This is a genomic window from Ruegeria sp. CF8 (genome assembly GCF_056537285.1).
In genome coordinates this window covers 24787-49589 of sequence record NZ_JBQFRG010000014.1, presented here as the reverse complement: position 1 = coordinate 49589, position 24803 = coordinate 24787, and the positions used below count along the sequence as shown (strand labels likewise).

Below are 24803 nucleotides of genomic sequence, written 5' to 3'. Positions count from 1 at the left end.
AACGCTGTTTTTCGCCAACGCTGTTTTTATCGTTTTTTACGCAAGAAGGGGGTGGTTTGGCAACAACTTCTTCAATGTCGAGATATCGCAGGGTCTGCAATATATAGTAGAGGAGCGGCTTTTCAAAACAATACACGACGCAAAGCATTGAAAGGAATAAATAATTGTGAAACCCCATGGAATTCATGGAAAATCTCGTGAAACATCAGTGATAGTCTCGGATCAAGCTTTGAAACAGACGTTCGGGAATCATCCTAAGGCGGGGAAGAGGGCGAACACGGGCAGGATTCGCAGGTTTCCTTTGGTGTCAAAAGACATTATATTATCCTTAGGTGATATAATTTGCGCGAAAGGGCAATATATTGACCTTTAGCTTTGAGACCCCGACACCTGGCTCGGTGCAGGACAAGATTCGTTTTTCTGCCCGCGGTCTGCGCCTGGCTCATAACATGACACAGCAGGCTTTGGCCGAAAAATCGGGCGTGCCGCTGTCGACACTCAAACGGTTTGAACAAAGTGGCGAGATTTCACTGGCGGCACTTTTGGCGATTGCCGGGGCGTTGGGCGCGCTGGACGCATTCGAAGATCTGTTTCCAAAGCCAACAGCTTCGTCACTGGAGGAATTGGGGTCCGCAAGGGCTAACCGCAAGCGGGCCGGAAAAAGGCAGGGCTGATGGCTGATCGTCTGAACATCGAACTGGACTTTGGAGATCATCGGCGTGTGGTTGGACAGGTGGCGTGGGTCAAGGACCAGCGATGTGCCGCCATTGAATGGGCGCCGGAGTTCGTCGCAAACCCGTTGCCGATTTCGCCATATGCGATCCGATCCTGGCAGGGATTGCATTTTGGCGACCATACTCCGTTTGATGGGCTGCCGGGTGTCCTGGCGGATTCACTGCCTGATGGCTGGGGCCGCTTGCTGATTGACCGTGAGATGGCACGGCGGGGCAGGGCGGTTCATGAGCTGACGCCAGTAAACCGTCTGGCCATAGTCGGCCAGTACGGCATGGGGGCGCTTTGCTATCATCCCGAAGAGGAACTGACCAAACAGGAAGATATCGACCTGGATTGGTTCGCTAAAACTGCCCAGCATATCGAACAGGACTTGTCTGTCGAGGACCTGTCCCGGCTTCGCGCAGGCAGTGGCGGCTCGGCCGGGGCGCGGCCAAAATTTGTCGCCTTGGTGAACACAGAAACCGGCATGTTGCGGGATCATCGCAGCGGGGCAGGGGAGGGGTTCAGCCATTACCTCATTAAATTCCGATCCTCGTCCGACCCGTCCAGCGCTGCGCGTGAGGAACAAGCCTATGCGGAAATGGCGCGCGCGGCCGGAATCAACATGTCGGATACACGATTGCTTTCGACCGGTTCGGGTGAAGACCTGTTCGCAACCCTTCGCTTTGATCGACCCGAGGGTCGGCGGCTGCATATGCACACGGTCGCGGGTATTCTGAACGCCGATTTCACCGCACCGGTTGTGGACTATGAAACCTTGTTGAAACTGACCTATTTCATGACCAACCATCAGGGTGACGTTGAAGAGATGTTTCGGCGCATGGTCTTCAACGTTCTAACCCACAACCGCGATGACCACATCAAGAACCACGCCTTCCTGATGGACCATCACGGAACATGGCGCCTGTCGCCCGCATATGACCTGAGCTTTTCCGACGGCCCTGGCGGCGAACATCATCTGAGTGTGAATGGAAACGGCAGGAACCCGACTCATGAAGATTTGGTTGCAGCAGGAGAGGGGTGCGGCATTCGAAAACGACGCGTGCTTGAAATCATCGAGCAAGTGCGCCATGCGGCGAAACAGTGGCCAGTCTTTGCAGATGTAAGCGGAGTTCCTGAAGAACGAAGTAGAGAGATAGTAAAAAGACTGAATTCGGTCGGCAAAAGTTGATCAAGGCGGCCCCGACTTCTTTGGTGTGATTGCAGCTCTGCGCGCGCTTCCCGGAGAAATCAATCACACGTAATAAGGGATACTTATCGGAAATAATAGAGATTTGGTGGTGCAGTTGAAGTAAAGAGCAAAATGTTAGAATATTGCGCACAAACGGGGAAGGGGTCCGGTTTCTGTCGCAAATTTTTTTGGATGGCAATGCATCAGTGGAATTGGTGAGGAGTTTACTCTGCCAGCTGGAAAATCTGCTGGAACGGACGGACTCCGGGCGTGAATTGACCTTAGCGGATCATGTTGACCAGTTCTATGCCTGCCAGGACAGATGCGGCTGAAGCGAAAGACTTGAAGCCCAGCATGGGTCTAATCCTTCGTTTGATGATGCGGTGATCCTGTTCAATGATGTTATTGGGGTATTTCCGCCTGACCATCTCAATCGGGATTTGACAACCAAAGCTCTTGAGCATCTTATTGATTGCCTTGATGCCGGCCGTGTTGGTACCACTTTTGTCGATGACGATCTTGTGCGGTAGACCGTTTACCTCAAGCGCGCGGGCAAAAAACCTCGTCGCAGCGGCTTTGTTTCGGCGCTCGGATAGCATGAAATCAAGGGTCTTGCCGTGTTTGTCGATGGCACGATAGAGATAAACCCATTCACCCTTCGCTTTCACATATGTCTCATCCATGCGCCAAGAACGGTCTGCGGGACGCTTTCTATACTGCGCTGCGTCCGCAATGAGCACAGCATATCGGCTGACCCAGCGGTTCAGTGTTGCATGATCCAGACTAACGCCGGGTTCCGCCCTGATTTCTTCCAGATTCCGGTATGAAACACCGTAGCGTAGGTAGAAGAAAACCGCGTGCAAAATCACGTCTTTCGGAAAATGCGCGCCCTTAAATGAGATTGTCACGGTTTGCGACAGAAACTTCAGGCCCTAATTGGTTGATTTGATTTGTCCGGTATTAGGATCGATCATGAAACGAAGATTTTCTGACGAACAGATCATTGGGATGATCAAAGAGTTTGAGGATGGTAGCCGGCGCGCCGCTCCCACACTTGATCGCGCCAATCAGAGGCGGTCGCTGGACTAGCGTTTGACCCTTGAGAAGATGGTCAGCGGTTCCGCCTGTTGTGCAACGTGAATGGCTGTGCTCGTGGTGACTGGCCAAAGTCGTGGATTAATTCTTGAAACTTGATCAGTCGACCATGGGCAGCAGTTTGTCCAGCGACTGTTTGGCGTCGCCATAGAACATGCGGGTGTTCTCTTTGAAGAAGAGCGGGTTTTCGATGCCCGAATAGCCCGTGCCCTGACCGCGCTTGGACACAAACACCTGCTTGGCCTTCCAGCATTCCAGAACCGGCATCCCGGCGATGGGGCTGTTGGGGTCTTCCTGCGCGGCTGGGTTCACGATGTCGTTCGAACCGATGACGATGGCCACATCCGTCTCGGGGAAATCATCGTTGATCTCGTCCATCTCCAGCACGATGTCATAGGGGACCTTAGCCTCTGCCAGCAGCACGTTCATGTGGCCCGGCAGACGCCCCGCGACAGGATGGATCGCAAAACGTACATTCTTACCCTGCGCGCGCAGCTTGCGGACCAGTTCGCTGACCGATTGCTGCGCCTGCGCCACCGCCATGCCATAGCCGGGGATGATCACGATGCTGTCCGCCTCGTTCAACGCCGAGGCCACACCGTCGGCCTCGATGGCGATCTGCTCACCTTCAACGGCCATCTGCTCACCCTGCGGGCCACCAAAGCCGCCCAGGATCACGCTGACAAAATGCCGGTTCATCGCCTTGCACATGATGTAGGACAGGATCGCACCCGACGAGCCCACCAGCGCACCGACCACGATCAGCAGGTCGTTGCCCAGCGAGAAGCCAATCGCAGCCGCCGCCCAGCCGGAATAGCTGTTCAGCATCGACACAACCACTGGCATGTCGGCGCCACCGATGCCCATGATCAGGTGATAACCGATGAAGAGCGCCGCCAGCGTCATCAGCAGCAGCGGGAAAAACCCACCCGACGCGGTGTACCAGATCAGACAGATCAGAGAGAGGCCCGCCGCCGCCGCATTCAGCACATGACCACCCGGCAGCTTGGTCGCCGCAGACGTCACCTTGCCTGCCAGCTTGCCATAGGCCACGACCGAGCCGGTAAAGGTGATCGCACCGATGAAGATGCCCAGAAACAGCTCAACATGCAGGATCGCCAGCTCGGCGGATGTCTTCTTGGCGATCAGCTTGGCAAAGGCACCCAGATCAGACAGGTCCGCCTCTTTCGCACTGTCGGCAATCGCCATGACTTGCGCCACATTGCCGATCTCAAAATGCGCGTTGAAGCCGACGAACACAGCCGCCAGACCGACCAGCGAGTGCATCGCGGCCACAAGCTGCGGCATCTCGGTCATTTGCACGCGCTGTGCCACATATTGACCGATCAGACCGCCACCCGCGATCAGCAGCAGCGACAGCAGCCACAGGCCCGAACCTGGACCCACCAGCGTGGCAAAGACCGCCAGCGCCATACCGACAATCCCGTACCAGACCGCGCGCTTGGCGCTTTCCTGGTTCGACAGACCACCCAGAGACAGGATGAACAGAACAGCCGCAACAACATAAGCAGCAGTGATAAAACCTTCCATCTACCCGGCCTCCTTAAGATTTCTGGAACATGGCGAGCATGCGCCGGGTGACAAGAAAGCCGCCGAAGATGTTGATCCCGGCCATGAAGACAGACAGAGCCGCCAGCAGAATAACCAGGAACGAGCCCGATCCGATCTGCATCAAGGCCCCGACGATAATGATCGACGAGATCGCGTTGGTGATCGCCATCAGCGGTGTGTGCAGGCTGTGTGCCACGCCCCAGATCACCTGGAAGCCGACAAAGATTGCCAGCACGAAGACGATGAAGTGCTGCATGAAGCTGGCCGGAGCGATCAGCCCCACCAACAACATCAGCGCGCCGCCAACCCCCAGCAGGGTGAACTGCTGCTTGGTCTGCGCCTTGAAGGCCGCAACCTCCTGCGCCTTTTTCTCTTCCGGGGTCAGTTCCTTGACCTCGGGCTTTTTCTGCGCCGCAATCGCCTGCACCTTGGGCGGAGGTGGCGGGAAGGTGATCTCACCCTCATGGGTCACGGTTGCACCGCGGATCACGTCATCCTCCATGTCGTGATTGATCTGACCGTCCTTTTCGGGGGTCAGGTCGGTCATCATATGACGGATGTTGGTCGCGTACAAAGACGAGGATTGCGCCGCCATCCGGCTGGGGAAGTCGGTATAGCCGATGATGGTCACGCCGTTATCGGTCACGATCTTCTCATCCGCGACGGTCAGCTTGCAGTTGCCGCCCTTTTCCGCCGCCAGGTCAACAATGACCGAGCCCGGCTTCATCGCTTCGACCATATCCTTGGTCCACAGCTCAGGCGCTTCACGGTTCGGGATCAGCGCCGTGGTGATCACGATGTCCATCTCGGGGGCCAGCTCACGGAACTTGGCCAGCTGCGCCTCGCGGAACTCGTCCGACTGGACAGAGGCATAACCACCGGTGGCCGCGCCGTCCTGGCTGTCATCTTCAAAGTCCAGATAGACAAACTCGGCCCCCATCGATTCGACCTGTTCGGCCACTTCGGGGCGCACATCGAACGCATAGGTGATCGCACCCAGCGACGTGGACGTCCCAATCGCCGCCAGACCAGCCACACCAGCCCCGACAATCAGCACCTTGGCAGGCGGCACCTTACCGGCCGCCGTCACCTGACCGGTGAAGAACCGGCCAAAGTTGTTACCCGCCTCGATCACCGCGCGGTAGCCTGCGATATTGGCCATCGAGGACAGCGCGTCCATCTTCTGCGCCCGGCTGATACGCGGCACCATCTCCATCGCGATCACGGTCGCACCCTTGGATTTCGCCAGTTCCATGCCTTCTTTATTACCGGCAGGATTGAAGAACGAGATCAGGGTCTTGTCCTTGGTCAGGCGCTTCAGCTCGGTTTCAGTCGGGATGCGAACCTTGGCGACGATATCCGAGTTTTTCCACAGTGACGCGGCCGTTTTGACGATCTCGACACCCGCGGCTTTGTAGGCCGCGTCCGAGAAACCAGCGGCAGCACCGGCGCCTTTCTCGATCAGGCACTCATAGCCCAGTTTCTGCAGTTGCACGGCGGAGTCAGGCGTCATCGCGACCCGGTTCTCTCCGTCCAGTATCTCTTTTGGTGTGCCTATCTTCATTAAGGGTTCTTTCTTTTTTAGCTGTTTGGTACTTGCTGTCCCTGATCTTTCAATACATCCAAAGCTTCACCGTGGGACGCGTCTGCTATCTTGGCGAATGGAACACGTTTGCGCGTCTGAACGCCTCGGCCTCGGAGCAGCAGCCTATCGCTATTGGTCACCACACCAATTCGAAGATATTGCTTTGTTGTAGTTTCAAACTCTAAGAAATTTATCCTGTCTCCCAAAACGCAGGTCGAAGCGCACCTAATTCTCATGCGTGGACGCGGAGCTAACCTTTCTACCGGTGATGCACTGCTTGCTTGTTAAGAGTGTCACACCGGTATCACTTGACGTTGTGGAGAACCTTGTGGACTAAAGGCCATCTCAAAAATTCCTCACAATCACTGACCGTCGGTTTTGGGAATCAGTATTGGCCGTTAGCTAGCCGCTTCTTTCAAGGTAATGTTGATGTTTTTTTCCTGAGTATATGCGAGTAGCTCCTCAAGACTTTCTTCGCGTCCAATTCCTGACTGCTTGTACCCGCCAAATGACGCACCCAAGAAATGGTTCGAAGTGCTGTTTACCCAAACGTACCCGACTTCAAGGTTGGCTGCAGTTCTGTGTGCCGCATGCAGATCGTTTGTCCAAATAGACGCGGTTAGGCCATACTCAACTGAGTTTACGTCTTGAACCATTTGGTTTTCATCCGACCACTTCAAGATCGAAAGAACGGGCCCAAAGATTTCTTCAGACGCAACGCGCATCTGCGGCGATACGCCGGTAAACACTGTCGGTTCGATAAACAATCCGTTTGCTAACTCCGGTTCCTCAGGAACTTTTCCGCCGACCAGCAATTCTGCGCCTTCGGACTTCGCTATTTCAATATAGCTCATGATTTTGTCAAACTGAGCCTTTGAAACTATTGCTCCCATATCGGTCTTCATGTCAGTTGGAATGCCAGGTCTAATCTTGTAGCAAATTTCTTTCACCCGAGCGACAACAGCATCATGGATGTCGGAATGCAGAAATGCTCGGCTTGTGGATCCGCACGATTGACCGCACCATACGAAATTCATCCCGCCGACGACGGCTTGGGCTGTCTCCTCAATATCCGCATCCGGGAATGCCACTAAGGCGTTCTTGCCTCCAAGTTCGAGCATTACTGGCTTCACTGTTTCCGCCGCGGCTTTCATTACTGCGCGACCGGTAGGAACGCTTCCAATCAAGGCAATTTTGGAAATTTCTGGATGGGATGCGAGTGCCGCTCCCGCTTCGGCTTTTCCGGGTACGACATTGATGACCCCTGGCGGAAGAATATCGTCAATCAGTTCAGCAAATCTGAGAGCCGACAGGGGAGCTTGATCGGCGGGCTTAATGACAACTGTGTTTCCTGCAGCCAAGGGCGCAGCGGCCCGCATGGCCGCGAACATTAGAGGATGATTGTAGGGAGTGATTTTTCCGACAACTCCCAAAGGCTCGCGAACCGAAAAGTTCAACATGCCTTCCTTCATCGGCACTGAATGGCCCTTCATTTCCGTAACAAGCCCGGCGAACATGTCCATTGCGCCAGCAGAAAACAGAGCGTCGTTTGCCATCTCCCGAACTGGATTACCGCAATCCGCAGCGTCAATAGTTGCGAGTTCAACGGCGTGTTCGCGTAGCCGCTCCGCAATTTTCCTCATCAAGCGAGCTCTTTCCATCGGTGGAACTTTTCGCCAGCTTTTGTAGGCTTCTGATGCAGCTTGGATCGCTAGTTCGATATCTTCGGCTCCGCCAACCGCGACACTTGCCAGCACTTCACCAGTCGAGGGGGAGGTGGTGTCTTCCCGCAAACCACTGACTGGCTTTTGCCACTTACCGCCGTAGTAGATATCAGTATGTGATGGAAGCTTGAGCTCCTCAACCAGTACTGTTGCTTTACTACTGATAGACATATTTTTTCCTCACTTTAGTTTGCTGGTCTTGGCTGGGAGTTGGGAGCGTGTCGGCGACACAGGTAGTCCCAGTGGTTCTTGACGTTTTCAGGCGGTAAAAGTTCTGCAGCTCTCCCACTTTCCGGAGAAAAATCTGGTGCTACGGACCAAGGCAGGCCGGAACAAGAGATTAAAATTTGAGCGCGACAGGCGCGCTCGAGAAAGACACCGTAAAGCGTCGCCATTTCGATGGATCCCCCGCAAAAACAGACACCATGATTAGTGATAAAGACGGCTGGCTCTGTTCCAATCTTGCGAGCTAACAGCGCTCCTAGCTTCGACGAATCGACAAGACCGGACGTCTCATTGAACGTCGGCACACCGTTCGGAAAGTATGTAGCTTCCTGGGTGACCGGTTGAAGCTGCGTTCGCGCAGCTGAGAACACAGATGCATACAAAGGATGTGTGTGCGCCGTCACCATCACATCTTCTCGGGCGCGCATAATTTCGGAATGGATAGGCCATTCTTTGTGCCGTTTGCCCGTTCCGGCAAGCTGGTTTCCATCGAAGTCAATCAGAATAAAGTCTTCCGGTTCATGGACTTCGCCTAGTCCGATTCCAAATCTCTTCAGCCACAACCCGCGACCGGATGGATCGCGCATCGCCATATGACCAAGAGTTAAGTCACCATGTCCTTCAGCTTCCAAAATCTGATGGGCTATCGCGAGTTGCCGAAGATCTTCGTCGGGTCGACTTTGGTCGGTCGTGTCTGCCAGTTCCTGAGGCATTTTTGCTGGTCCTCGAAAATTTCTGTTGCACCTTTTATCCATTTCAATTATATCGATGTCAATGTAAATTTATGGGCGCTGAAAAATGTATGAGCTAGAGGGAAGAACGGCTTTAGTCACCGGAGCGGCTCAGGGGCTTGGAGCAACCTTTGCGGAAGGCCTCGGGAAGCAAGGCGCCTCAGTGGTTGTCTCGGATCTTGATGATCCGTCAGCTACCGTCTCTCGATTGAAGGAGCTCGGCATAGAAGCAATCGGGGTTCAAGCTGATGTGACCCGTGAAGATGACTGCGAAAGAATGGTGGCCACTGCGGTAGCTGAATTCGGCGGGTTAGACATTCTGGTCAACAACGCCGCTCTTTTTGGCAAGCTTGGCAGAATGGAAATCGCGGAAATAACAGCTGAAGACTTTAACCGTATCCTGGAAGTAAATGTGACCGGTGCTTTCTTATGCTCAAAAGCGGCAATCAAAACGCTTCGCAGCGGCAAATCCGGCAAGATCATCAATATCGCGTCTTCTAACCATCGGAAAGGGGCGCCGTTTCTTTTGCACTACGTGACGTCCAAAGGTGCGATGGAGGCAATGACTCGTGCAATGGCACGGGAACTTGGTCCAGATGGGATAGTAGTCAACGCAATCGCTCCCGGTTTCACGCTTTCAGAAAACGTGATCGCGCAGGGCGAAAGGACGAAAGCAATATTAGAAATGCAGAAGGCTGCTCGAAGTCTCAAACGAGACCAGGAGCCGAGAGATCTGGTTGGTGCTCTGCTATTTCTAGCGTCTAGCCACAGTGATTTCATGACAGGTCAAACGCTAGTCGTCGATGGTGGCGACGTGATGGTCTGAACTGTCACGGGTATTTAGAGATGGAGGAACACATGTTCTTGAAAAACTACTGGTATGTGGCGGCTTGGCCCCGTGAACTGGAAGCCGGACCGATACGTCGAATGCTACTCAATGAGCCTGTCGTTCTGTACATGGGAGAGGATGGCAAACCAGCTGCGCTCGAAGATCGCTGTTGTCATCGCGGGGCGCCGCTCTCATTGGGCACAGTGGAAAAAGGATGTATCCGTTGCATCTATCACGGTCTACTTTTCGACAAATCAGGACAATGTATTGAAGTCCCCGGCCAGGATTTGGTTCCGCCCGAAGCCAAAGTAAAGTCTTACCCGGTACATCTAAAGTGGAACGCTGTCTGGATTTGGATGGGTGACGCCGACAAGGCTGATGTTGATCTCATTCCAGAAATGGTTTGGCTTGACAGTCCTGATTGGGTTGCAAGTACCGAGCTTTTTCCACTGAAGTCCAGTTATTCTCGATTGGTCGACAATCTTCTCGACTTTAGTCACATCCAGTTCGTGCATAGTAAGACAATTGGAGCAGACAGCGTTACCTCGGTGAGCTCCAAAACGGTGAGAAAGCCAGATTTTGTAGAAACGTCTCGCTGGATCATGGACAACCCGCCGCCACCAATGTTCAAAGCTGTTGGCGGATTTGAGGGCAATGTCGACCGCTGGATGTACGCTACCGCAACCCTTCCTTCGACAGTGGTATTTGATATCGGCTGCGCGACCGCAGGAAGCGGTGCGGAAACCGGTGACAGAAGTAAGGGGATTGAGCTGCGGTCGATGCATTTGATCACTCCAGCAACTGATAGCGAGACGCACTACTTTTGGGGTTATGCCAGGAATTTTAGGCTCGATGATGCCGAGCTTACAGAACAAATCGCCGAGGGTGCAAAAAACACTTTCCTGGAAGATGTTGAAGTTCTTGAAGCCCAACAGGTGGCCTTCGATCATCAGCCGGACATGCCGCTCATCGACATAAACAGCGATACAGCACCTTTGCAAACCAAGCGGATGCGGGAACGAGCACTCGCCGCCGAGCTGGAAGATGTCTGACAGGTAGGAGCTCAAAAATGACTAATGAAAGTAACCTAACGCGCGTATGCACAACCTCTGAAATCGAAGACGGTGAGATTGCTCAAGCTGAGATCGGCGACCTGAAAGTTGCCGTTTACAACCTTGGCGGAAAGTTTTTTGCAACTCAGAATGTGTGTCCTCATGCATACGCGCTTCTTGGCGAAGGGTTTGTGGAAGACGGATGCATAGAGTGTCCTTTGCACGCTGCTCTGTTCGATATAGAGACTGGAGAGGTGCGAGACGGTCCGACCGAAACTAGTCTTTGCACGTATAACGTGGAAATTCGTGGGGACGAGGTTTTTGTTGATGTCCCGGATGGTAGTAAACCGAATCTGGACTTTTGAAGGATGTCTGAAAGGACCTTGATACTTGGAGCCGGTCAAGCTGGTGGAACTGTTGCGGTAAAGCTTCGCGAAAGTGGCTATGCTGGTGCAATCGTTTTGGCCGGCGCCGAGAAGCATCCTCCATATGAACGACCGCCGTTGTCCAAGAAAGTACTGAGTGGTCATTCTGCCGCGGAGACAACCTACTTCTGGTCAGCTGAGACCTACGCTGCCAAGTCGATCGACCTAAAACTAGGCGCAACTGGCGTTGGGGTCGATCTGAAGGGCCAACAAGTGTCATTTCAAGATGGATCACTGGAAGCCTTTGACAAATTGGTCTTCGCAACTGGTAGTTCATTGCGACGACTTTCCTTTCCAGATGCGCTCCCTGGCTCTGTTTTCTATCTTCGTGATCTCGAAGATAGCGAACGGCTGAAAAAGAGAGCTGAAACAAGTGAATCGTTTTGTGTGTTGGGCGGTGGATGGATTGGTCTCGAGGTTGCGGCAACTCTGAACCAGATGGGAAAAACCGTCACAGTTATTGAGGGGACTTCTGCTTTGTGCAGTCGGGTGAACATGCCCGAACTAAGCACGTATTTACTTGATCTCCATAAATCCCTGGGGATCGATGTGCGTGTTGGCACGACATGTCAGACTGTTCGCGCTAGTGCAGGACAAAACCGAGTCCTGCTATCGAATGGCAGTTTTTTGGATTGCGACACTATCGTCGTTGGAATCGGTGTTGCTCCAAACGACTCCTTGGCTTCCGCGGCCGGCCTGAAGTGCGACAATGGAATTATTGTTGATGCTCAAGGCCGGACATCAGAAAGCAATGTATTTGCAGTTGGCGATGTGGCTAATCATCTGAATTCCCTGAAAAACGATCGCATTCGGCTCGAATCCTGGGAAAACGCATCAGGGTTATCCAGTGTGGTAGCCAAGGTAATCTCAGGTGAAGATGCGACCTACGATCCAGTTCCATGGTTTTGGTCCGACCAAGCAGAGCAAAACATTCAGATTACAGGCTTCGCCGACAACGATTGCTGCGCGGTTTCTAGGGTGGAGCGCGATGGTCACTGTGTGTTCTATTTTGGCGGAGACAAACTGCAGGCTGCGTTTGGAGTTAATGCGGGTAACTCAATACGCATCGCAAAGCGCTTGATTGCGAAATCCGCGAACATTGATAAAGTAAAAATTACAGACGCAAATATATCATTGAGATCACTTCTCTAGGGACTTCAGTTTGCAGTCCCAAGATGATCCAGATTTTCCATCATTCTTTTCAGAACCTCGCGTGTCAGGGCTAGGTCTTGGCGTGGGATCTCGGCGAGCATAGCCACTTGATGGTCGAAGCTGGCGGAGTTGCACTCTGTAGCTACTTCGGTACCCAAAGCGGTAAGTTGGATTCTTACGGTTCTGTTGTCTGAGTCCTGTCTCGTCCTGGTGAGCAGCCCCTGTTTTTCCAAGCGTTTCAAAATGTGTGACATGGTAGATTGTGGTAGGCACGTGTCTTTTACCAAGTCAGTCACTCGCAGAAAGCCGTTCTCTAAGACCAACGCTAACACACGTGCTCCGTGAATATCGATATTGTGTTTAGCAAAGACTGCCGATGAGTGTTTGGCCAATCGCATGGTCAATTGATGGAAAAGGAGCGAGAATCGCTCGCTAAACTTTTCTTGTTCTGATGATTGAATCGTCCCGACTTTCAGCACTGTTCTTCTCCTAGTTATCCAAGCAGCTTTGTCCGACGGCAGCCGCGATGCACTAAGGTTATCGGCTTCCAGTCTGGGGCGCAATATTACTCATCTGAAAATTATTGATATAGATTGAAGTTATCCCGGTTCCTTGGGAGCTTTGACATCTGGTGCACCTTTTTGAGGCAGGTGAGATAATTTGTCTTGAGTTATATCGATATCGATGTTATTCAGACGGAAGTAAATCTCAGGAGGAAGATCAATGCACTTCATTCAGAATGCTGCGATGGGCGCACTTTTTACCGGAACATTGTTCATGGGCACTGCAGCCGCTTTCGCACAAAGCACGAGCTTGACGGCCGTGACGGGGTGGGATGATCGTTACGAAATGGTGCCGCAGGTGGTGGGAAAGTACGCAGAAGCACTCAACGAGGCGTCTGGAGGAGAGATCGCCCTTAGTGTTTTCGGACCGGAATCGGTAGCACCAAAACAGCAGTTCGAAACGGTCGCGGCCGGCGCATTTGACATTAATTTTACGGTCACGACATATCACATGGGTCGGACACCGGTCAGTTTCGGGTTGTATGCCCTTGATCCAGACGTGGCAAAGTGGCGAGAGGTGGGGATCTGGGACTACATTGATGCGGAGTATCAGTCCCATGGGCTGAAACTGCTCGGGATGTTTACGAGCAGCACGAAACCGGATGCGTTTCAGATAATGCTGAAAGAGCCACTGACCGAAGGCCAACGCCTTGATGGACGCAAGGTTCGCGGTGGGGCATTCTTCCGGGCAATCGTAGAGCCACTTGGTGGTGCGCTGGTCGGATTGAACATCGGCGAGACTTACGCGTCTCTACAGAAAGGCGTGGTCGATGGAGCAGCAGGACCAATAGTTGGCGCAGTTAACCTTAAGTGGCACGAGGTCACTGGTTACATGGCAAGACCGGCATTCGGCGCGTCGCCGCACCTTCTGCTGATGAACCTCGATAAGTTTGAAAGCCTGCCAGGTGAGGTACAAACGACATTACTTGAAGAGGCTGAGAAGCTGGAATCTTCAGTGCCAGTCGCGATGGACGAAGTGCAAGCTGAAGAGATTGCGAAGCTCAGGGAACTTGGTGTCGCAGAAGTACAATTCGACGAAGAGGTTTTTTCCGGTTTGATGGACCAATGGCGGCTCGAAGTTTGGGGCCTCGTTGAAGGAATGGATACTCACGGGCCACGTGTAAAGGAATTTCACGACTTCGTTCGGCAGACAGGCCTAAGCGAATAGCGAACCTCCCTGAGGTAAAGTTTCAGAGCAGTTGCGGGGTGGCACTGTCACCCCGCCATTCAATACCAGCTCGATCCAGTTGAGCTGCAAGGTAGGCCTTGGTCTCAAACGGAGTAGCAAACGATGAAATCGATCTCAATGGTACAAGTAGCGGACCGGCGCCTGGAACTGGAAGAAGTCGAAATTCCAAGAGTTCGCGCTTTTGAGGGTCTGCTCCGGGTGGAGGCCTGTGGTCTTTGTGGAAGCGATGTCGAGCAGTATCGTGGGAACTTCGCGAAGAAGGGACTCGCAACATACCCGGTGATTCCAGGCCACGAACCGGTCGGAATCATTGAGGAAATTGGCGATGAGGCCAGTCAGTTATGGGGTGTGAGGGCGGGTGACCGCGTAGCACTCGAACCTCATTTGACCTGCGGTAGGTGTGAAGTTTGCAATCAAGGTGATAGGCATCTTTGCAAAACTTTGGCGCCCGATATCGCTGCTCCAGTTTATGGATATCTGCCCAAGTCATTTGGACATGGTCTATGGGGTGGATATGGCCAGTACATCCATTTGCATGAGCGAACGAGATTGCACAAATTGCCCGATGCACTGCCATCGAAGATATCCACAATGTATCAGCTAATTGCCTCGGGAATACGTTGGGCAGTGGATATACCGGAAACGCGTTACTCTGACACGGCGCTTGTTCTCGGATGCGGGCAACGCGGTCTTGGTGCCGTTGTGGCGCTAAAAGCTGCGGGGGTATCTACGATCATAATTACCGGCACACGCAGATCGGCATTCAAGCTTGAAGTCGCAAAAAAGCTCGGTGCTACCCACACGATTGTCGTGGACGAGGAAGACACCGTCGAGCGCGTTATGCAAATTACGAGCAATAGGGGAGTAGACGTGTCACTCGATGTAACACCGTCTGCTGCAGGCCCGATAAATGATGCAATTCGCGCGACCCGCCCGACAGGACGGGTCGTATTGGCCGGCATCAAGGGCGGTGACAAGCTGCCGCCCATTGACACGGACCAGGTAATATACCGCGAAATCAAGCTGATGGGTGCATTCACCCAAAGCACTGACGCCTACGCGAGAGCGATCGATATCTTGTGTCGCGACCCCAAGGCATTCGAATTGCTGAAAACCCACGAAGTATCGTTAGAGGAAGCGGATCACGCACTCAGGATGGTTGGAGGCGAAATTCCCGACTTGGAAGCCATCTGTGTTTCGCTTCATCCCCCGAAGATCTCCTGAAATTAAAGCCACGGACTGAGGAAGAACAAATGACCACCACTTACACGACACTCCTCTTAGACGTAGCAGACGGCGTCGCCACTATCACGCTCAACCGTCCGGAAAAGAAGAACGCCATGAATCCTGTCATGCACGTCGAAATGACGGAGCTTCTGGAGGATCTCCGGACGCGGGACGACGTTGGAGTCGTCGTCTTCACAGGTGCCGGCAACTCGTTCTGCGCGGGCATGGATCTCAAAGAGTACTTCCAAGACCTCAAGGAGGACCCACGCGAATACGAACGGATAACACGCCTGGCCGCCGAATGGCGGGGGCGCACGATACAACATTTCCCGAAGCCGACGATCGCAATGATCAATGGCTATTGCTTCGGCGGTGCCATGACCATTGTGGAAAGCTGTGATCTGGCAATTGCCTCGGACGATGCGAAGTTCGGCCTGTCAGAAATCAATTACAAGATGTTCCCCGGCGGAAGCGTATCCAAGGCGCTAGGACGTTTGTTGAGGCCGCGCGACTACATGTTCTACGCCCTGACAGGCAATCCGTTTGACGGGAAGGTGGCCGCAGATATCGGGCTTATCAATTATTCCGTTTCGGCTGAGGAGTTGGTTTCCAATGTATCTGAGCTCGCATCGGAACTTGCCTCCAAGGACAGCTCCGCACTGAGGGCCGTAAAGGACACGTACAGGTTCTCTCTCAACATGGAGTGGGATGCCGCCATGAGTTACTCAACTGCAATGGAAGCCTGGCACGTCCAGCGCCAAGGGGATGCTTTCCGAAAAGAAGGGATTGGCGACTTTCTTGGCAAGAAGTTCCGGCCAGGCCTTGAAGCGCATGAAAAAACCGTGCCTTCGCAGAGCAAAGACTCTGAATGATGTCCGGCACGAAAGAAAATTCGGCGAAGCCAAGTCATGCCGGCGGCCCGGTCGGGACGGTGTTATGGCTGCAAGACCTTTTAACCGATGTCATGTTCCTGCTTTCAGGGCTGGTTCTATTTACCATGACTTCGATTTTTTGTATTGAAGTTGTTTTGCGTTATTTTGCAAATCTTCCAACGACTTGGGCCAACGACACATTTTCTAATTTACTTTGCGTCATGGTTTTTTTGGCTGTTCCGCATGCGACACGTTCCTCTAGTCACATCTCTGTAACGGTGATTTCGGATACGATGCCGCGTGTGGGAGGACTCCTAACTAAGTTCGCGCTTCTGGTGAGCGCTGGAGTTGTCGCCTGGTTTACATGGATGAGTTTCAACGGAAATCTGGTGCAATTCAGTCGAGGTGTACTGACTGAACAATATCATCCTATTCCACGCTGGTGGATCTCTGGTTTCATAACTTTTGGATTTGCTAACGCGGCGGTGTATTTGGCGCGTTCCGCCCTGAATATCGGCGCCAGTTCTCCCATGATCAGTGTTTTGGACAGCGAACCGGAAGGGTCAGGTCATGTTTGAGTGGTGGGTAATTCCGACGGTCGCATTGGGCACAATTGCCATTCTTTTCATGATTGGCGCCCCTATATTTGCAGCCTTTCTTTCTGCTGTACTGTTGGGAACAACCATGGTGCTTGGGTCATCAGGTCAGATCATGGTTGTCAACAGCGTCTATGAAACTGTGACGAGCGGCTCGCTTGGTGCTGTCCCACTATTCATTCTGTTGGGAGAGGTGCTTTTTCGGTCGGGCAGCATGCAAAGATTAATGAACGCGCTCGACACCTTAGTTGGGCGCGTTCCCGGCCGCCAATACGTTTTGTCGATATCACTGTCCACCGCTTTTGGTATGTTGTCGGGCTCTGGGATCGCTGTAGCCGCAATGCTGGGGAGGTCGCTGCTACCTTCAATGCTTTCTAGAGGAAGCGACCCGAAACTGTCGATTGGCACCATTCTTGGGGGCGCATGTCTTGCACCAATTATCCCCCCAAGTATTTTGGCTATTTTGATTGGCACGCTTGCTGATGTCTCTATTACTGACTTGCTTATTGCAGGAGTTATACCAGGCTTCCTACTGGCGACGTTGTACATTGGTTACTGTTTCCTTCGGGTCTGGCAGAATCCGGAGGAATCTCAACCGCAAGACTTCGGAGAAGGGTTCTCCTGGAGACAAAAGGGATTGGCGCTCCTTAGCATCGCACCTTTTTCACTTACAATATTCCTGGTCATGGGTCTGATCGTCTTGGGAATAGCCACTCCCACAGAGTCGGCTGCGACTGGAGTCGTCGGAGCCTTTATTACGGCGGCTCTATATCGCGGCCTGACTTTAAAAATGGTCTATCAGTCCTTTACAAGCGCCGCCCTCCTGTCAGCGGTAATTCTCCTTATCGTCGCAAGCGCTGTTATGCTCACACAACTGTTGGCGATTACGGGTGCCACCCTGCAAATTACTTCGCTCGTAGAAGGATTTGATGCTCCCGTTTGGGTCATGTTTCTGATCTTGATGGCGATCCCATTCTTTCTTTGCATGTTCATCGACCAAATCGGCCTAATGCTGATAATAATGCCAATTTACCGCCCGATCATTGAGGTTCTTGGTTTTGATCCAGTCTGGTTTTGGCTGATATTCTTGGTGAATCTAACCGTTGGCGGCATCACTCCACCGTTTGGTTACATCATCTTCGCACTTAAGGCATCCGCGCCAGACTTGACGCTGGGTCAACTGTTCAGTGCTTCTTGGGTGTTCGTCGGATTGAGTTTGATTGGCATGGCGATCATGGCGCTCTTTCCGCCGATAGTCACTTTCTTGCCCAACCTGATAAACTGAAGGAGCACTACAAATGTCATCTCCGCTATACAAATCCCTGTCCGAAAAAACAGTTCTTGTAACCGGGGCCGCACATGGACTTGGGCGAGCAGTTGCAGAATCCTTTCTTGAGCTAGGCGCGACACTCGTGGCCGTCGATCGTGATACTGATAGCCTATCAGATCTACAGAGATCACATGCAGGCGGAAAGGTACTAATTGTTCCAGCTGATTTGTCAGATCCTCTGTTTGCAAAAAGCCTGCTCACAATACTGCATGGCCAGAGTGTCGATGTTGATATTTTGGTGAACAATGCTGGAATTGGCCAGGATCAAATCAGGGCAGATTTCATTACCAATCCAGTGGATTTGTGGGATGTCGATCTCGAGATATGGCAGCGAATATTTTCCGTAAACGTAACGGCGTCTTACTTGCTTATGAAGGTTCTCGTTCGAGGGATGTTGAGGCGTCAGTGGGGTAGAATAATCAACGTTACTACCAGCCTTGATACGATGACACGGCGCGGCTATGCGCCCTATGGCCCCTCCAAAGCTGCCATGGAAGCAATGACTGCCATTATCGCGAAGGACCTTGATGGAACCGGAGTTACCGCGAATGTCGTTGTTCCCGGTGGTCCTGCCGATACCAGAATGGTTCCAGATGCGTCCGTTGCTTCACGAGAGAATCTAATTTCACCCAGTGTGATGTCGGCGCCGATGATGTGGCTTGCATCGGACCAGGGTGCCGAAACGTCAGGCAAGCGTTTTGTTGCCGCAAAATGGTGCGCAAATGGCGAGAAACCGATTGATTTCGCGAAGGCTGCTGCCTCGGCCGGTTGGCCGTTATCTGAAGGCCAAACGATCTGGCCAGGTTCCGACACCAAAGTTTGAAAGGAAGAGCAATGCCCATAAAACCTTTAGAGGATGTTCGTGTCGTTGAATTAACGACAATGATTACCGGGCCTCTTGCTGGTCAAATGCTCGCTGATATGGGAGCAGATGTTGTCAAGGTTGAGAACCCTAAAGGTGGCGATCCGTTTCGAAACTTTAGGGGCGGCACCTACAGCGGAAATTTTATCGCTTACAACAGGAACAAGCGGAGTGTGGCTCTCGACCTGCGTAGCGAGGAGGGCAAACAGACACTCATCAAGCTCCTTGAGAAAGCGGATGTCCTGATTGAGAACTTTCGGCCCGGTGTAATGCGTCGGCTCGGGTTGAGCTATTCACAGGTAGCGCAGATCAACGACAGCATAATCTTCTGTTCGATAACGGGTTTCGGAAGTTCGGGTCCATACAAGGACAGGCCCGCGTATGATGCGGTAGGGCAGTCCATCGCGGGGATTACAGGGCTATTCGTTGATCCTGACAATCCGGTGATAACCGGGCCGACGATCGCTGATAATGTCACAGGTATGAATGCCGCTTATGGAATATTGAGCGCGCTCTATCGAAGGGAAAAAACTGGCTTCGGTGCGCATGTGGAAGTCAACATGCTTGAAAGCGCGGTTGCATTCATTCCCGACCCATTTGCAAACCTTACTTTTGCCGGGATCCAGCCGGACCCATATAGCCGCGTTCGCGCCTCGCAATCCTATGCGCTGAAATGCTCGGATGCGAAACTGCTTGCCGTGCACATGTCTATCCCTGACAAATTCTGGCTCGGAGCCTTGAGCGCATTCGGGATCGAAGAACTGGCCACAGACGATCGCTTTGATGAGCGTCAGAAGCGCATCGATGGCTATGAGCAGTTGAGAGAAGAACTGCAGAATGCCGCTTCTAATCATTCAAGAGAGCATTGGATGGGGAAACTCGAAGCTGCGGACGTTCCGTTTGCTCCCATCAATTCTCTCGACGATGTGATCAAGGACCCACAGGTCGAGCACCTGAAAACATTTTTTGAAGTAGACCATCCGACTGAAGGAAAGATCACACAAATCAGGCGGCCGGTCACATTCGGCGGGCTACGCGACTCGCCCGATGCGAAGGCGCCCCCGACCCTCGATGAGCACGGGGAAGAAATCAGGGGGGCACTTCAGGAAGGAGGAGATTGGCCATGAAAGTAAGACGCATTCACACTGGCTTCCAGGGTGATGGAAGCGCCACAATCGTGAGCGATGGTCCGGCACAAAACGTCGTCGAGCGTTCCGAGTTTGGCACACAGTCCGCTGTGATCTGGGCCTTCGATCAGGTTCCAGCAGTTCCATCTTCGGACGAAGATCCAGCGATCGGTTTCGATTCATTTGGACCACCAAAGGGCGGTGGTGTCCTTCGGGTAGTCGAGTTCTCTCCATTGGCTGCTACAGAGACCGCTCCAGATGTTTTGCCTGCCACGATTGCGAGGTTAATGCACACGACACCGACCTTGGACTTCGGAATCGTTATCTCAGGTGAAATCAGGATGTACATCGACACAGAGCAGTTTGTCACCCTGAAGGCGGGTGACACGGTAGTCCAAACCGCAACACCACATGCCTGGCTTGTAACTTCAGAGAAACCGTGCCGGCTGGCATTTTTTATCCTCGATGCACAGTCCCCGAATGACTGACTAGGAAGGAGTATTCCGATGTCACTAACTGAGAAGCCTAAAGAGAATGCGGAGCGCACCGCATTTTATGAAAAGATTGGTCAAGACGCGTATACACCGCTCTGGACCGTCATGAGCAATATTATTACGGCGGAACCAAAGAGCGACTGCGTGGCTCATCTTTGGGATTTTGAGGCCGCGAAGCGCTACCTCTACGAAGCCGGAGACCTAATTACCGCGAAAGAGGCGGAGCGTCGTGTGCTCATATTGGAGAACCCAGGACTGCGCGGCACTTCGAAAGTGACAACCTCCCTGTACGCGGGTTTGCAGCTCGTAAATCCTGGGGAAGTTGCTCCGGCTCACCGACACAGCCAATCCGCGTTGAGGTTCGTGCTGGACGGCGCAGGTGCTCATACAGCTGTAAATGGTGAGCGAACCAAAATGAACTTCGGCGACTTCGTTATCACACCCCCTCGTGCGTGGCACGACCACGGAAATAGTACCAGTGAACCAATGATTTGGCTTGACGGATTGGACATTCCAATTGTGTCACATTTCGATGCTTCCTTTGCGGAAAGCCATGATCGGGACGAACAAACGATAGATCGAAACGAGGGCGATAGTCTCGCTCGATATGGAAGCAATATGTTACCTGTCGATTACGAAGCATCTGGACCTGCCTCTCCGATTTTCAATTACCCTTACGACCGTTCTCGAAGCGCTCTGGAGAAGATGAAACATCAGTTGGAGTGGGATCCCTGTCATGGCCTGAAAATGAGATATGTCAATCCTGTGGACGGTGGATATGCCATGCCAACTATCGCACCATTCCTCCAGCTATTACCGAAGGTATTCAAAACTTCCGCTTACCGTTCAACTGACGCAACTGTATTCGTTGTCGTGGAAGGCACCGGCCGTACAACAATCGATGGCGAGATTTTCCACTGGAAACCAAAGGATATCTTCGTCGTGCCTTCTTGGAAATGGGTGAGCCATGAAGCTGATGAGGAAACAGTTCTGTTCAGCTATTCAGATCGTGTTGCACAGGAAAAACTCGGTCTGTTCCGCCAGGATCGCGGCAAAAATTAAGGATAATTAGATGACCTATGTATTTCCCCCTGAACCCCCTTCAACTCTCGTTGTCGCAGGCTCTGACAGCAGGCTTCCCGTGAGGCGAATTTTTTGCGTTGGTCGCAACTATGCTGCACATGCAAAGGAGATGGGAAAAGATCCAGAAAGAGACCCACCATTCTTCTTTACCAAACCGGCAGACGCCGTCGTTCTGGATGGTGAGACAGTCGCTTATCCACCCGACACTTCGAATTTTCACTACGAAGCAGAACTCGTCGTCGTTATCGGAGTGGGAGGTAAAAACATCCCGAAAGAAAACGCGCTCGATTATGTTTGGGGATATGCTGTTGGAAACGACTTAACGCGCCGCGATCTACAGCTGGAGGCGAGGGAAAAAGGCCGACCATGGGATTGGGGAAAAGCTTTTGACCGTTCCGCTGTCATTGCGCCCATTCATCCGGTGTCTGAAGTCGGACATCTTTCTTCTGGTCGGATTCAGCTGACGGTAAACGGACAGACAAAGCAAGATGCCGACTTGAAAGAACTGATTTGGTCAGTTCCCGAAATCATCTCAATACTGTCACACACTATGACGCTTAAGCCTGGCGACATTGTAATGACTGGTACTCCAGCTGGAGTAGGTCCCTTGCAGGTTGGAGACCTGTGTGTTGTCACCATAGAGGGACTAGGCTCGCTGAAGACACAAATTGGACCAAAGGAATAGTCAAGTGTTGAGGCTGCATAACTTCTTCAGGTCCTCAACGTCGACGCGGGTTCGAATTGCGTTGAACATTAAGGATGTGCCGTTCGAGTACGTGCCATACGTGCTGCGCGAAGGTCAGACTCGAACTCACGAATACCTAAAAATGAACCCATCAGGATTGGTACCCACGCTTGAACGACCGGATGGGAGTTTTCTGACTCAATCGTTGGCCATTATTGAATGGTTAGAGGAACTATATCCTGAGCGGCCTTTATTGCCCGCGAATCCTGATGACAGAGCGCGAGTCCGCGCACTTTCATACATGATCGCTTGCGAGATCCATCCTTTGAACAATCTGCGCGTATTGGGATACATCAACGAAGCGTTCTCGGCAGACGAGGATGATCAGAAGAAATGGTTCACGCACTGGGCCGAAACGACCTTACGCGCTTTGGAGGCGACGCTTGAAGAGAGCGATGTAACGGGAACATTTTGCGTTGGCGATCAGCCAAGTATGGCTGACATATGCCTTTATGCGCAAATCTGGAACAATCGTCGATTCGAAGTGAACACGGAAAGTCTGCCAAACATCACTCGAATTTTCGCAGCGCTCGACGAACTGCCCGCCTTCAAATCAGCAGCACCGCCGCTTCAGCCGGATGCCACATAGCGGGTCCTACAGTCCTGGTTGTCACTGCAGTTCACGTCCAAGCGGGACTGCCAGGCCAGGAGAGCAACAGAACCCGCCGCTGTCGATAGAAAAGCTTGTTCAATCGTAAAAACGCAATCTCGTTTGAGAGGACCGAAAAATGAACCTGAGACTAAATGATATTCGCAAGCGCATGTGGAATGGCCAGCTTTCGCGCAGGCAATTTCTGAGGCAAGCCACTGCATTGGGCGGAACGACCGCGTTCATCAATCTGGCGCTGGCAACAACTCCAATCGGCTATGCTCGAGCACAGGGCGGCTTAGCGAGAGAATATGACTACGTGGTTGTCGGCGCCGGGTCCGCCGGATGCGCAATTGCCATGCGCCTGGCGGAAGCCAACATCGGGAGCGTGCTTTTGGTTGAGGCCGGTTCAACCGATAACCTGGAAGCGATACATATTCCCCCTGCCTGGCCGGCAACTTGGGGCACGGATAACGACTGGATCTACCAGACCACACCACAGGCGCAAACCGAGAACCGCACTCACTATTGGCCTAGCGGAAAGGTGCTTGGTGGTTCGAGTTCCATTAACGCAATGGTGTTTACACGCGGCACGGAACGCGATTTCGATGATTGGAGAGACGCGGGATTGGATGGATGGGGTTGGCAAGATGTACTACCGTTCTTCAAAAAGCTGGAGGACTACGCCGGCGGCGCCTCGGAACTCAGAGGGGAAGGCGGGCCTCTTCATGTGAGTTTGCCAGAGAACCTGCACCCCGCTTCGCGAGCGTTCTTCGACGCTGCCTTGTCGGCTGGTTACAACTCGATTCAAGATATCAACGCCGGGCGAATTGAGGGTGTCGCGCTTTCCCAATTGGCCATCAAGAGTGGTCGCCGTCAAAGCAGTGCGACAGCGTATCTCCACCCGGAAACGGAGAACCTCAGCGTCGTAACCGAAGCCGTCGTCAAAAAACTGAATATTGTAGACGGACGGTGTGACGGCGTGACTTTGCTGGACGGGCAGTCGGAAGTCAGCGTGGCTGCGCGCAACGAGGTGATCCTCTCCGCTGGAGCCATCCAATCGCCGCATGTACTGATGCAATCGGGTATCGGTCCGGCCGATCACCTGAGCGAGCACGGGATCGATGTGCTCGTTGAGCTACCTGGTGTCGGTGAGAACTTACACGATCACCCGGTTGTTGGCGGGGTTGTGGCAACCTACGCCGGAGACTTGCCGGTATCAGAGTACAATCACGCTGAAGCGGTTGTTTTTTCTGAAAGTTCACTAGCGCAGGGTCGTCCGGATCTAGGGCTGATCATGATCACTGCGCCGTATGTAGTGCCGCACCTGACCCAACCCGAAAACCCTGCTATCACCATTATGCCCGCGGCCATGCGGCCCAAAAGCAGGGGTACTCTACGGCTCAGCAGCTCCGATCCACTCTCTCGACCCCTGATCGACCCAGGTTACCTCACCAACGCCGAAGACTTGAATACCCTTGTCGAAGCTGTCATGAGAGCTCGCGAACTCTTTGCTTCTAGCGATTTTGCTCCTTTCATAGCTGGTGAATTCCTGCCGGGAGCGGCTGTTAAGTCCCGAACCGAACTCGAAGACTTCGTCAGAAGCGCTCTGGATTCTTTCCATCATTACGTTGGAACCTGCCGTATGGGCAGCGGCGCGGACGCAGTAGTTGGGTCAGATTTGAGGGTCAGGGGCGTAGAGAAGCTGCGCATTGCCGACGCGTCCGTCATCCCGACCATTCCCTCTGTCGCAATCAACGCGGCCGTTACAATGATTGGAGAGAAGGCGGCCGGAATGGTAATATCCGAGGGGTAGCCACCTTCCTAGCC

At 52.9% G+C, this 24803-nt stretch carries 24 protein-coding genes; 18 read left to right on the top strand and 6 right to left on the bottom strand.

All coding sequences use genetic code 11. From position 1 onward, the window contains the following. Nucleotides 1-362 precede the first annotated feature (362 nt). The gene (locus ACR0EV_RS22725; RefSeq protein ID WP_480802178.1) at nucleotides 363-674 is read left to right on the top strand and encodes a helix-turn-helix domain-containing protein; all 312 of its coding nucleotides are present in this window, start codon (nucleotides 363-365) and stop codon (nucleotides 672-674) included. Beyond that, the gene (locus ACR0EV_RS22720; protein WP_480802177.1) at nucleotides 674-1906 is read left to right on the top strand and encodes a type II toxin-antitoxin system HipA family toxin; all 1233 of its coding nucleotides are present in this window, start codon (nucleotides 674-676) and stop codon (nucleotides 1904-1906) included. The genes ACR0EV_RS22725 and ACR0EV_RS22720 overlap by 1 nt, the downstream gene beginning before the upstream one ends. Nucleotides 1907-2187: 281 nt before the next feature. Here the strand turns inward: ACR0EV_RS22720 and ACR0EV_RS22715 are convergent, their stop codons facing one another. From ACR0EV_RS22715 to ACR0EV_RS22695, 5 genes are all read right to left on the bottom strand, one after another. Beyond that, complete coding sequence (locus ACR0EV_RS22715; protein WP_480802176.1) at nucleotides 2188-2814, bottom strand: IS6 family transposase; 627 nt, start codon at nucleotides 2812-2814, stop codon at nucleotides 2188-2190. 286 nt (nucleotides 2815-3100) lie between these two features. Continuing rightward, a complete protein-coding gene (locus ACR0EV_RS22710) occupies nucleotides 3101-4552 on the bottom strand; it encodes an NAD(P)(+) transhydrogenase (Re/Si-specific) subunit beta (protein WP_480802175.1) in 1452 nt (483 codons plus the stop codon). A 13-nt stretch (nucleotides 4553-4565) separates the two neighbouring features. Beyond that, nucleotides 4566-6137 carry a Re/Si-specific NAD(P)(+) transhydrogenase subunit alpha gene (locus ACR0EV_RS22705; RefSeq protein ID WP_480802174.1) on the bottom strand — a complete coding sequence of 524 codons (1572 nt, stop codon included), beginning with the start codon at nucleotides 6135-6137 and terminating at the stop codon, nucleotides 4566-4568. 419 nt (nucleotides 6138-6556) lie between these two features. Then, nucleotides 6557-8053 carry an aldehyde dehydrogenase family protein gene (locus tag ACR0EV_RS22700; RefSeq protein ID WP_480802173.1) on the bottom strand — a complete coding sequence of 499 codons (1497 nt, stop codon included), beginning with the start codon at nucleotides 8051-8053 and terminating at the stop codon, nucleotides 6557-6559. A 14-nt stretch (nucleotides 8054-8067) separates the two neighbouring features. Continuing rightward, on the bottom strand, nucleotides 8068-8820 hold the full coding sequence (locus tag ACR0EV_RS22695; protein WP_480802172.1) for a class II aldolase/adducin family protein: 753 nt from the start codon (nucleotides 8818-8820) through the stop codon (nucleotides 8068-8070). Between the two features lie 85 nt (nucleotides 8821-8905). On the opposite strand from ACR0EV_RS22695, the gene ACR0EV_RS22690 reads away from it, so the two are divergent. The 4 genes from ACR0EV_RS22690 to ACR0EV_RS22675 are packed head-to-tail and all read left to right on the top strand — an operon-like array spanning nucleotide 8906 to nucleotide 12296. Continuing rightward, on the top strand, nucleotides 8906-9664 hold the full coding sequence (locus ACR0EV_RS22690; RefSeq protein ID WP_480802171.1) for an SDR family NAD(P)-dependent oxidoreductase: 759 nt from the start codon (nucleotides 8906-8908) through the stop codon (nucleotides 9662-9664). A 32-nt stretch (nucleotides 9665-9696) separates the two neighbouring features. Beyond that, on the top strand, nucleotides 9697-10719 hold the full coding sequence (locus ACR0EV_RS22685; RefSeq protein WP_480802170.1) for an aromatic ring-hydroxylating dioxygenase subunit alpha: 1023 nt from the start codon (nucleotides 9697-9699) through the stop codon (nucleotides 10717-10719). A gap of 17 nt (nucleotides 10720-10736) precedes the next feature. Beyond that, on the top strand, nucleotides 10737-11084 hold the full coding sequence (locus tag ACR0EV_RS22680) for a Rieske (2Fe-2S) protein (RefSeq protein ID WP_480802169.1): 348 nt from the start codon (nucleotides 10737-10739) through the stop codon (nucleotides 11082-11084). A gap of 3 nt (nucleotides 11085-11087) precedes the next feature. After that, nucleotides 11088-12296 carry an NAD(P)/FAD-dependent oxidoreductase gene (locus tag ACR0EV_RS22675; RefSeq protein WP_480802168.1) on the top strand — a complete coding sequence of 403 codons (1209 nt, stop codon included), beginning with the start codon at nucleotides 11088-11090 and terminating at the stop codon, nucleotides 12294-12296. 5 nt (nucleotides 12297-12301) lie between these two features. On the opposite strand, the gene ACR0EV_RS22670 is transcribed toward ACR0EV_RS22675, so the two are convergent. Continuing rightward, a complete protein-coding gene (locus ACR0EV_RS22670) occupies nucleotides 12302-12775 on the bottom strand; it encodes a MarR family winged helix-turn-helix transcriptional regulator (protein ID WP_480802167.1) in 474 nt (157 codons plus the stop codon). Nucleotides 12776-13019: 244 nt separating this feature from the next. On the opposite strand from ACR0EV_RS22670, the gene ACR0EV_RS22665 reads away from it, so the two are divergent. The 12 genes from ACR0EV_RS22665 (at nucleotide 13020) to ACR0EV_RS22610 (ending at nucleotide 24789) form a co-directional block, all read left to right on the top strand. Then, nucleotides 13020-14027: a TRAP transporter substrate-binding protein gene (locus ACR0EV_RS22665; RefSeq protein ID WP_480802166.1), complete on the top strand. Its 1008-nt coding sequence runs from the start codon at nucleotides 13020-13022 to the stop codon at nucleotides 14025-14027. 123 nt (nucleotides 14028-14150) lie between these two features. Further along, on the top strand, nucleotides 14151-15272 hold the full coding sequence (locus ACR0EV_RS22660) for a zinc-dependent alcohol dehydrogenase (RefSeq protein WP_480802165.1): 1122 nt from the start codon (nucleotides 14151-14153) through the stop codon (nucleotides 15270-15272). A 29-nt stretch (nucleotides 15273-15301) separates the two neighbouring features. Then, nucleotides 15302-16147 carry a p-hydroxycinnamoyl CoA hydratase/lyase gene (locus ACR0EV_RS22655; protein ID WP_480802164.1) on the top strand — a complete coding sequence of 282 codons (846 nt, stop codon included), beginning with the start codon at nucleotides 15302-15304 and terminating at the stop codon, nucleotides 16145-16147. Beyond that, nucleotides 16147-16725: a TRAP transporter small permease gene (locus ACR0EV_RS22650; protein WP_480802163.1), complete on the top strand. Its 579-nt coding sequence runs from the start codon at nucleotides 16147-16149 to the stop codon at nucleotides 16723-16725. Before ACR0EV_RS22655 ends, ACR0EV_RS22650 begins: the two co-directional genes overlap by 1 nt. Then, nucleotides 16718-18028 carry a TRAP transporter large permease gene (locus tag ACR0EV_RS22645; protein ID WP_480802162.1) on the top strand — a complete coding sequence of 437 codons (1311 nt, stop codon included), beginning with the start codon at nucleotides 16718-16720 and terminating at the stop codon, nucleotides 18026-18028. The genes ACR0EV_RS22650 and ACR0EV_RS22645 overlap by 8 nt, the downstream gene beginning before the upstream one ends. Before the next feature lie 13 nt (nucleotides 18029-18041). Further along, nucleotides 18042-18896 (top strand): SDR family NAD(P)-dependent oxidoreductase, encoded by an 855-nt coding sequence (locus tag ACR0EV_RS22640; RefSeq protein ID WP_480802161.1) that lies wholly within the window; start codon nucleotides 18042-18044, stop codon nucleotides 18894-18896. An 11-nt stretch (nucleotides 18897-18907) separates the two neighbouring features. After that, nucleotides 18908-20062, top strand: a complete 1155-nt coding sequence (locus tag ACR0EV_RS22635; RefSeq protein ID WP_480802160.1) for a CaiB/BaiF CoA transferase family protein — start codon at nucleotides 18908-18910, stop codon at nucleotides 20060-20062. Beyond that, entirely contained in the window at nucleotides 20059-20550 is a 492-nt protein-coding gene (locus tag ACR0EV_RS22630) for a cupin domain-containing protein (protein ID WP_480802159.1), read from the top strand. Before ACR0EV_RS22635 ends, ACR0EV_RS22630 begins: the two co-directional genes overlap by 4 nt. Before the next feature lie 18 nt (nucleotides 20551-20568). Then, nucleotides 20569-21618 carry a gentisate 1,2-dioxygenase gene (gene gtdA / locus ACR0EV_RS22625; RefSeq protein WP_480802158.1) on the top strand — a complete coding sequence of 350 codons (1050 nt, stop codon included), beginning with the start codon at nucleotides 20569-20571 and terminating at the stop codon, nucleotides 21616-21618. A 10-nt stretch (nucleotides 21619-21628) separates the two neighbouring features. Then, a complete protein-coding gene (locus ACR0EV_RS22620; RefSeq protein ID WP_480802157.1) occupies nucleotides 21629-22324 on the top strand; it encodes a fumarylacetoacetate hydrolase family protein in 696 nt (231 codons plus the stop codon). A 4-nt stretch (nucleotides 22325-22328) separates the two neighbouring features. Further along, nucleotides 22329-22973 (top strand): maleylacetoacetate isomerase, encoded by a 645-nt coding sequence (gene maiA / locus ACR0EV_RS22615; protein ID WP_480802225.1) that lies wholly within the window; start codon nucleotides 22329-22331, stop codon nucleotides 22971-22973. A gap of 139 nt (nucleotides 22974-23112) precedes the next feature. Further along, the gene (locus ACR0EV_RS22610; protein WP_480802156.1) at nucleotides 23113-24789 is read left to right on the top strand and encodes a GMC family oxidoreductase; all 1677 of its coding nucleotides are present in this window, start codon (nucleotides 23113-23115) and stop codon (nucleotides 24787-24789) included. Nucleotides 24790-24803 lie beyond the last annotated feature (14 nt).

Excerpts from the sequence above, each read along its gene's own strand:
- ACR0EV_RS22635 (WP_480802160.1), top strand. The coding sequence starts at position 18,908 with ATGCCCATAAAACCTTTAGAGGATGTTCGTGTCGTTGAATTAACGACA.
- ACR0EV_RS22680 (WP_480802169.1), top strand. The coding sequence starts at position 10,737 with ATGACTAATGAAAGTAACCTAACGCGCGTATGCACAACCTCTGAAATC.
- ACR0EV_RS22640 (WP_480802161.1), top strand. The coding sequence starts at position 18,042 with ATGTCATCTCCGCTATACAAATCCCTGTCCGAAAAAACAGTTCTTGTA.
- ACR0EV_RS22690 (WP_480802171.1), top strand. The coding sequence starts at position 8,906 with ATGTATGAGCTAGAGGGAAGAACGGCTTTAGTCACCGGAGCGGCTCAG.
- ACR0EV_RS22705 (WP_480802174.1), bottom strand. The coding sequence starts at position 6,137 with ATGAAGATAGGCACACCAAAAGAGATACTGGACGGAGAGAACCGGGTC.
- ACR0EV_RS22610 (WP_480802156.1), top strand. The coding sequence starts at position 23,113 with ATGAACCTGAGACTAAATGATATTCGCAAGCGCATGTGGAATGGCCAG.
- ACR0EV_RS22675 (WP_480802168.1), top strand. The coding sequence starts at position 11,088 with ATGTCTGAAAGGACCTTGATACTTGGAGCCGGTCAAGCTGGTGGAACT.
- ACR0EV_RS22710 (WP_480802175.1), bottom strand. The coding sequence starts at position 4,552 with ATGGAAGGTTTTATCACTGCTGCTTATGTTGTTGCGGCTGTTCTGTTC.
- ACR0EV_RS22620 (WP_480802157.1), top strand. The coding sequence starts at position 21,629 with ATGACCTATGTATTTCCCCCTGAACCCCCTTCAACTCTCGTTGTCGCA.
- gtdA (WP_480802158.1), top strand. The coding sequence starts at position 20,569 with ATGTCACTAACTGAGAAGCCTAAAGAGAATGCGGAGCGCACCGCATTT.
- ACR0EV_RS22665 (WP_480802166.1), top strand. The coding sequence starts at position 13,020 with ATGCACTTCATTCAGAATGCTGCGATGGGCGCACTTTTTACCGGAACA.
- ACR0EV_RS22700 (WP_480802173.1), bottom strand. The coding sequence starts at position 8,053 with ATGTCTATCAGTAGTAAAGCAACAGTACTGGTTGAGGAGCTCAAGCTT.
- ACR0EV_RS22720 (WP_480802177.1), top strand. The coding sequence starts at position 674 with ATGGCTGATCGTCTGAACATCGAACTGGACTTTGGAGATCATCGGCGT.
- ACR0EV_RS22655 (WP_480802164.1), top strand. The coding sequence starts at position 15,302 with ATGACCACCACTTACACGACACTCCTCTTAGACGTAGCAGACGGCGTC.
- ACR0EV_RS22645 (WP_480802162.1), top strand. The coding sequence starts at position 16,718 with ATGTTTGAGTGGTGGGTAATTCCGACGGTCGCATTGGGCACAATTGCC.
- ACR0EV_RS22685 (WP_480802170.1), top strand. The coding sequence starts at position 9,697 with ATGTTCTTGAAAAACTACTGGTATGTGGCGGCTTGGCCCCGTGAACTG.
- ACR0EV_RS22660 (WP_480802165.1), top strand. The coding sequence starts at position 14,151 with ATGAAATCGATCTCAATGGTACAAGTAGCGGACCGGCGCCTGGAACTG.
- ACR0EV_RS22695 (WP_480802172.1), bottom strand. The coding sequence starts at position 8,820 with ATGCCTCAGGAACTGGCAGACACGACCGACCAAAGTCGACCCGACGAA.
- ACR0EV_RS22630 (WP_480802159.1), top strand. The coding sequence starts at position 20,059 with ATGAAAGTAAGACGCATTCACACTGGCTTCCAGGGTGATGGAAGCGCC.
- ACR0EV_RS22650 (WP_480802163.1), top strand. The coding sequence starts at position 16,147 with ATGTCCGGCACGAAAGAAAATTCGGCGAAGCCAAGTCATGCCGGCGGC.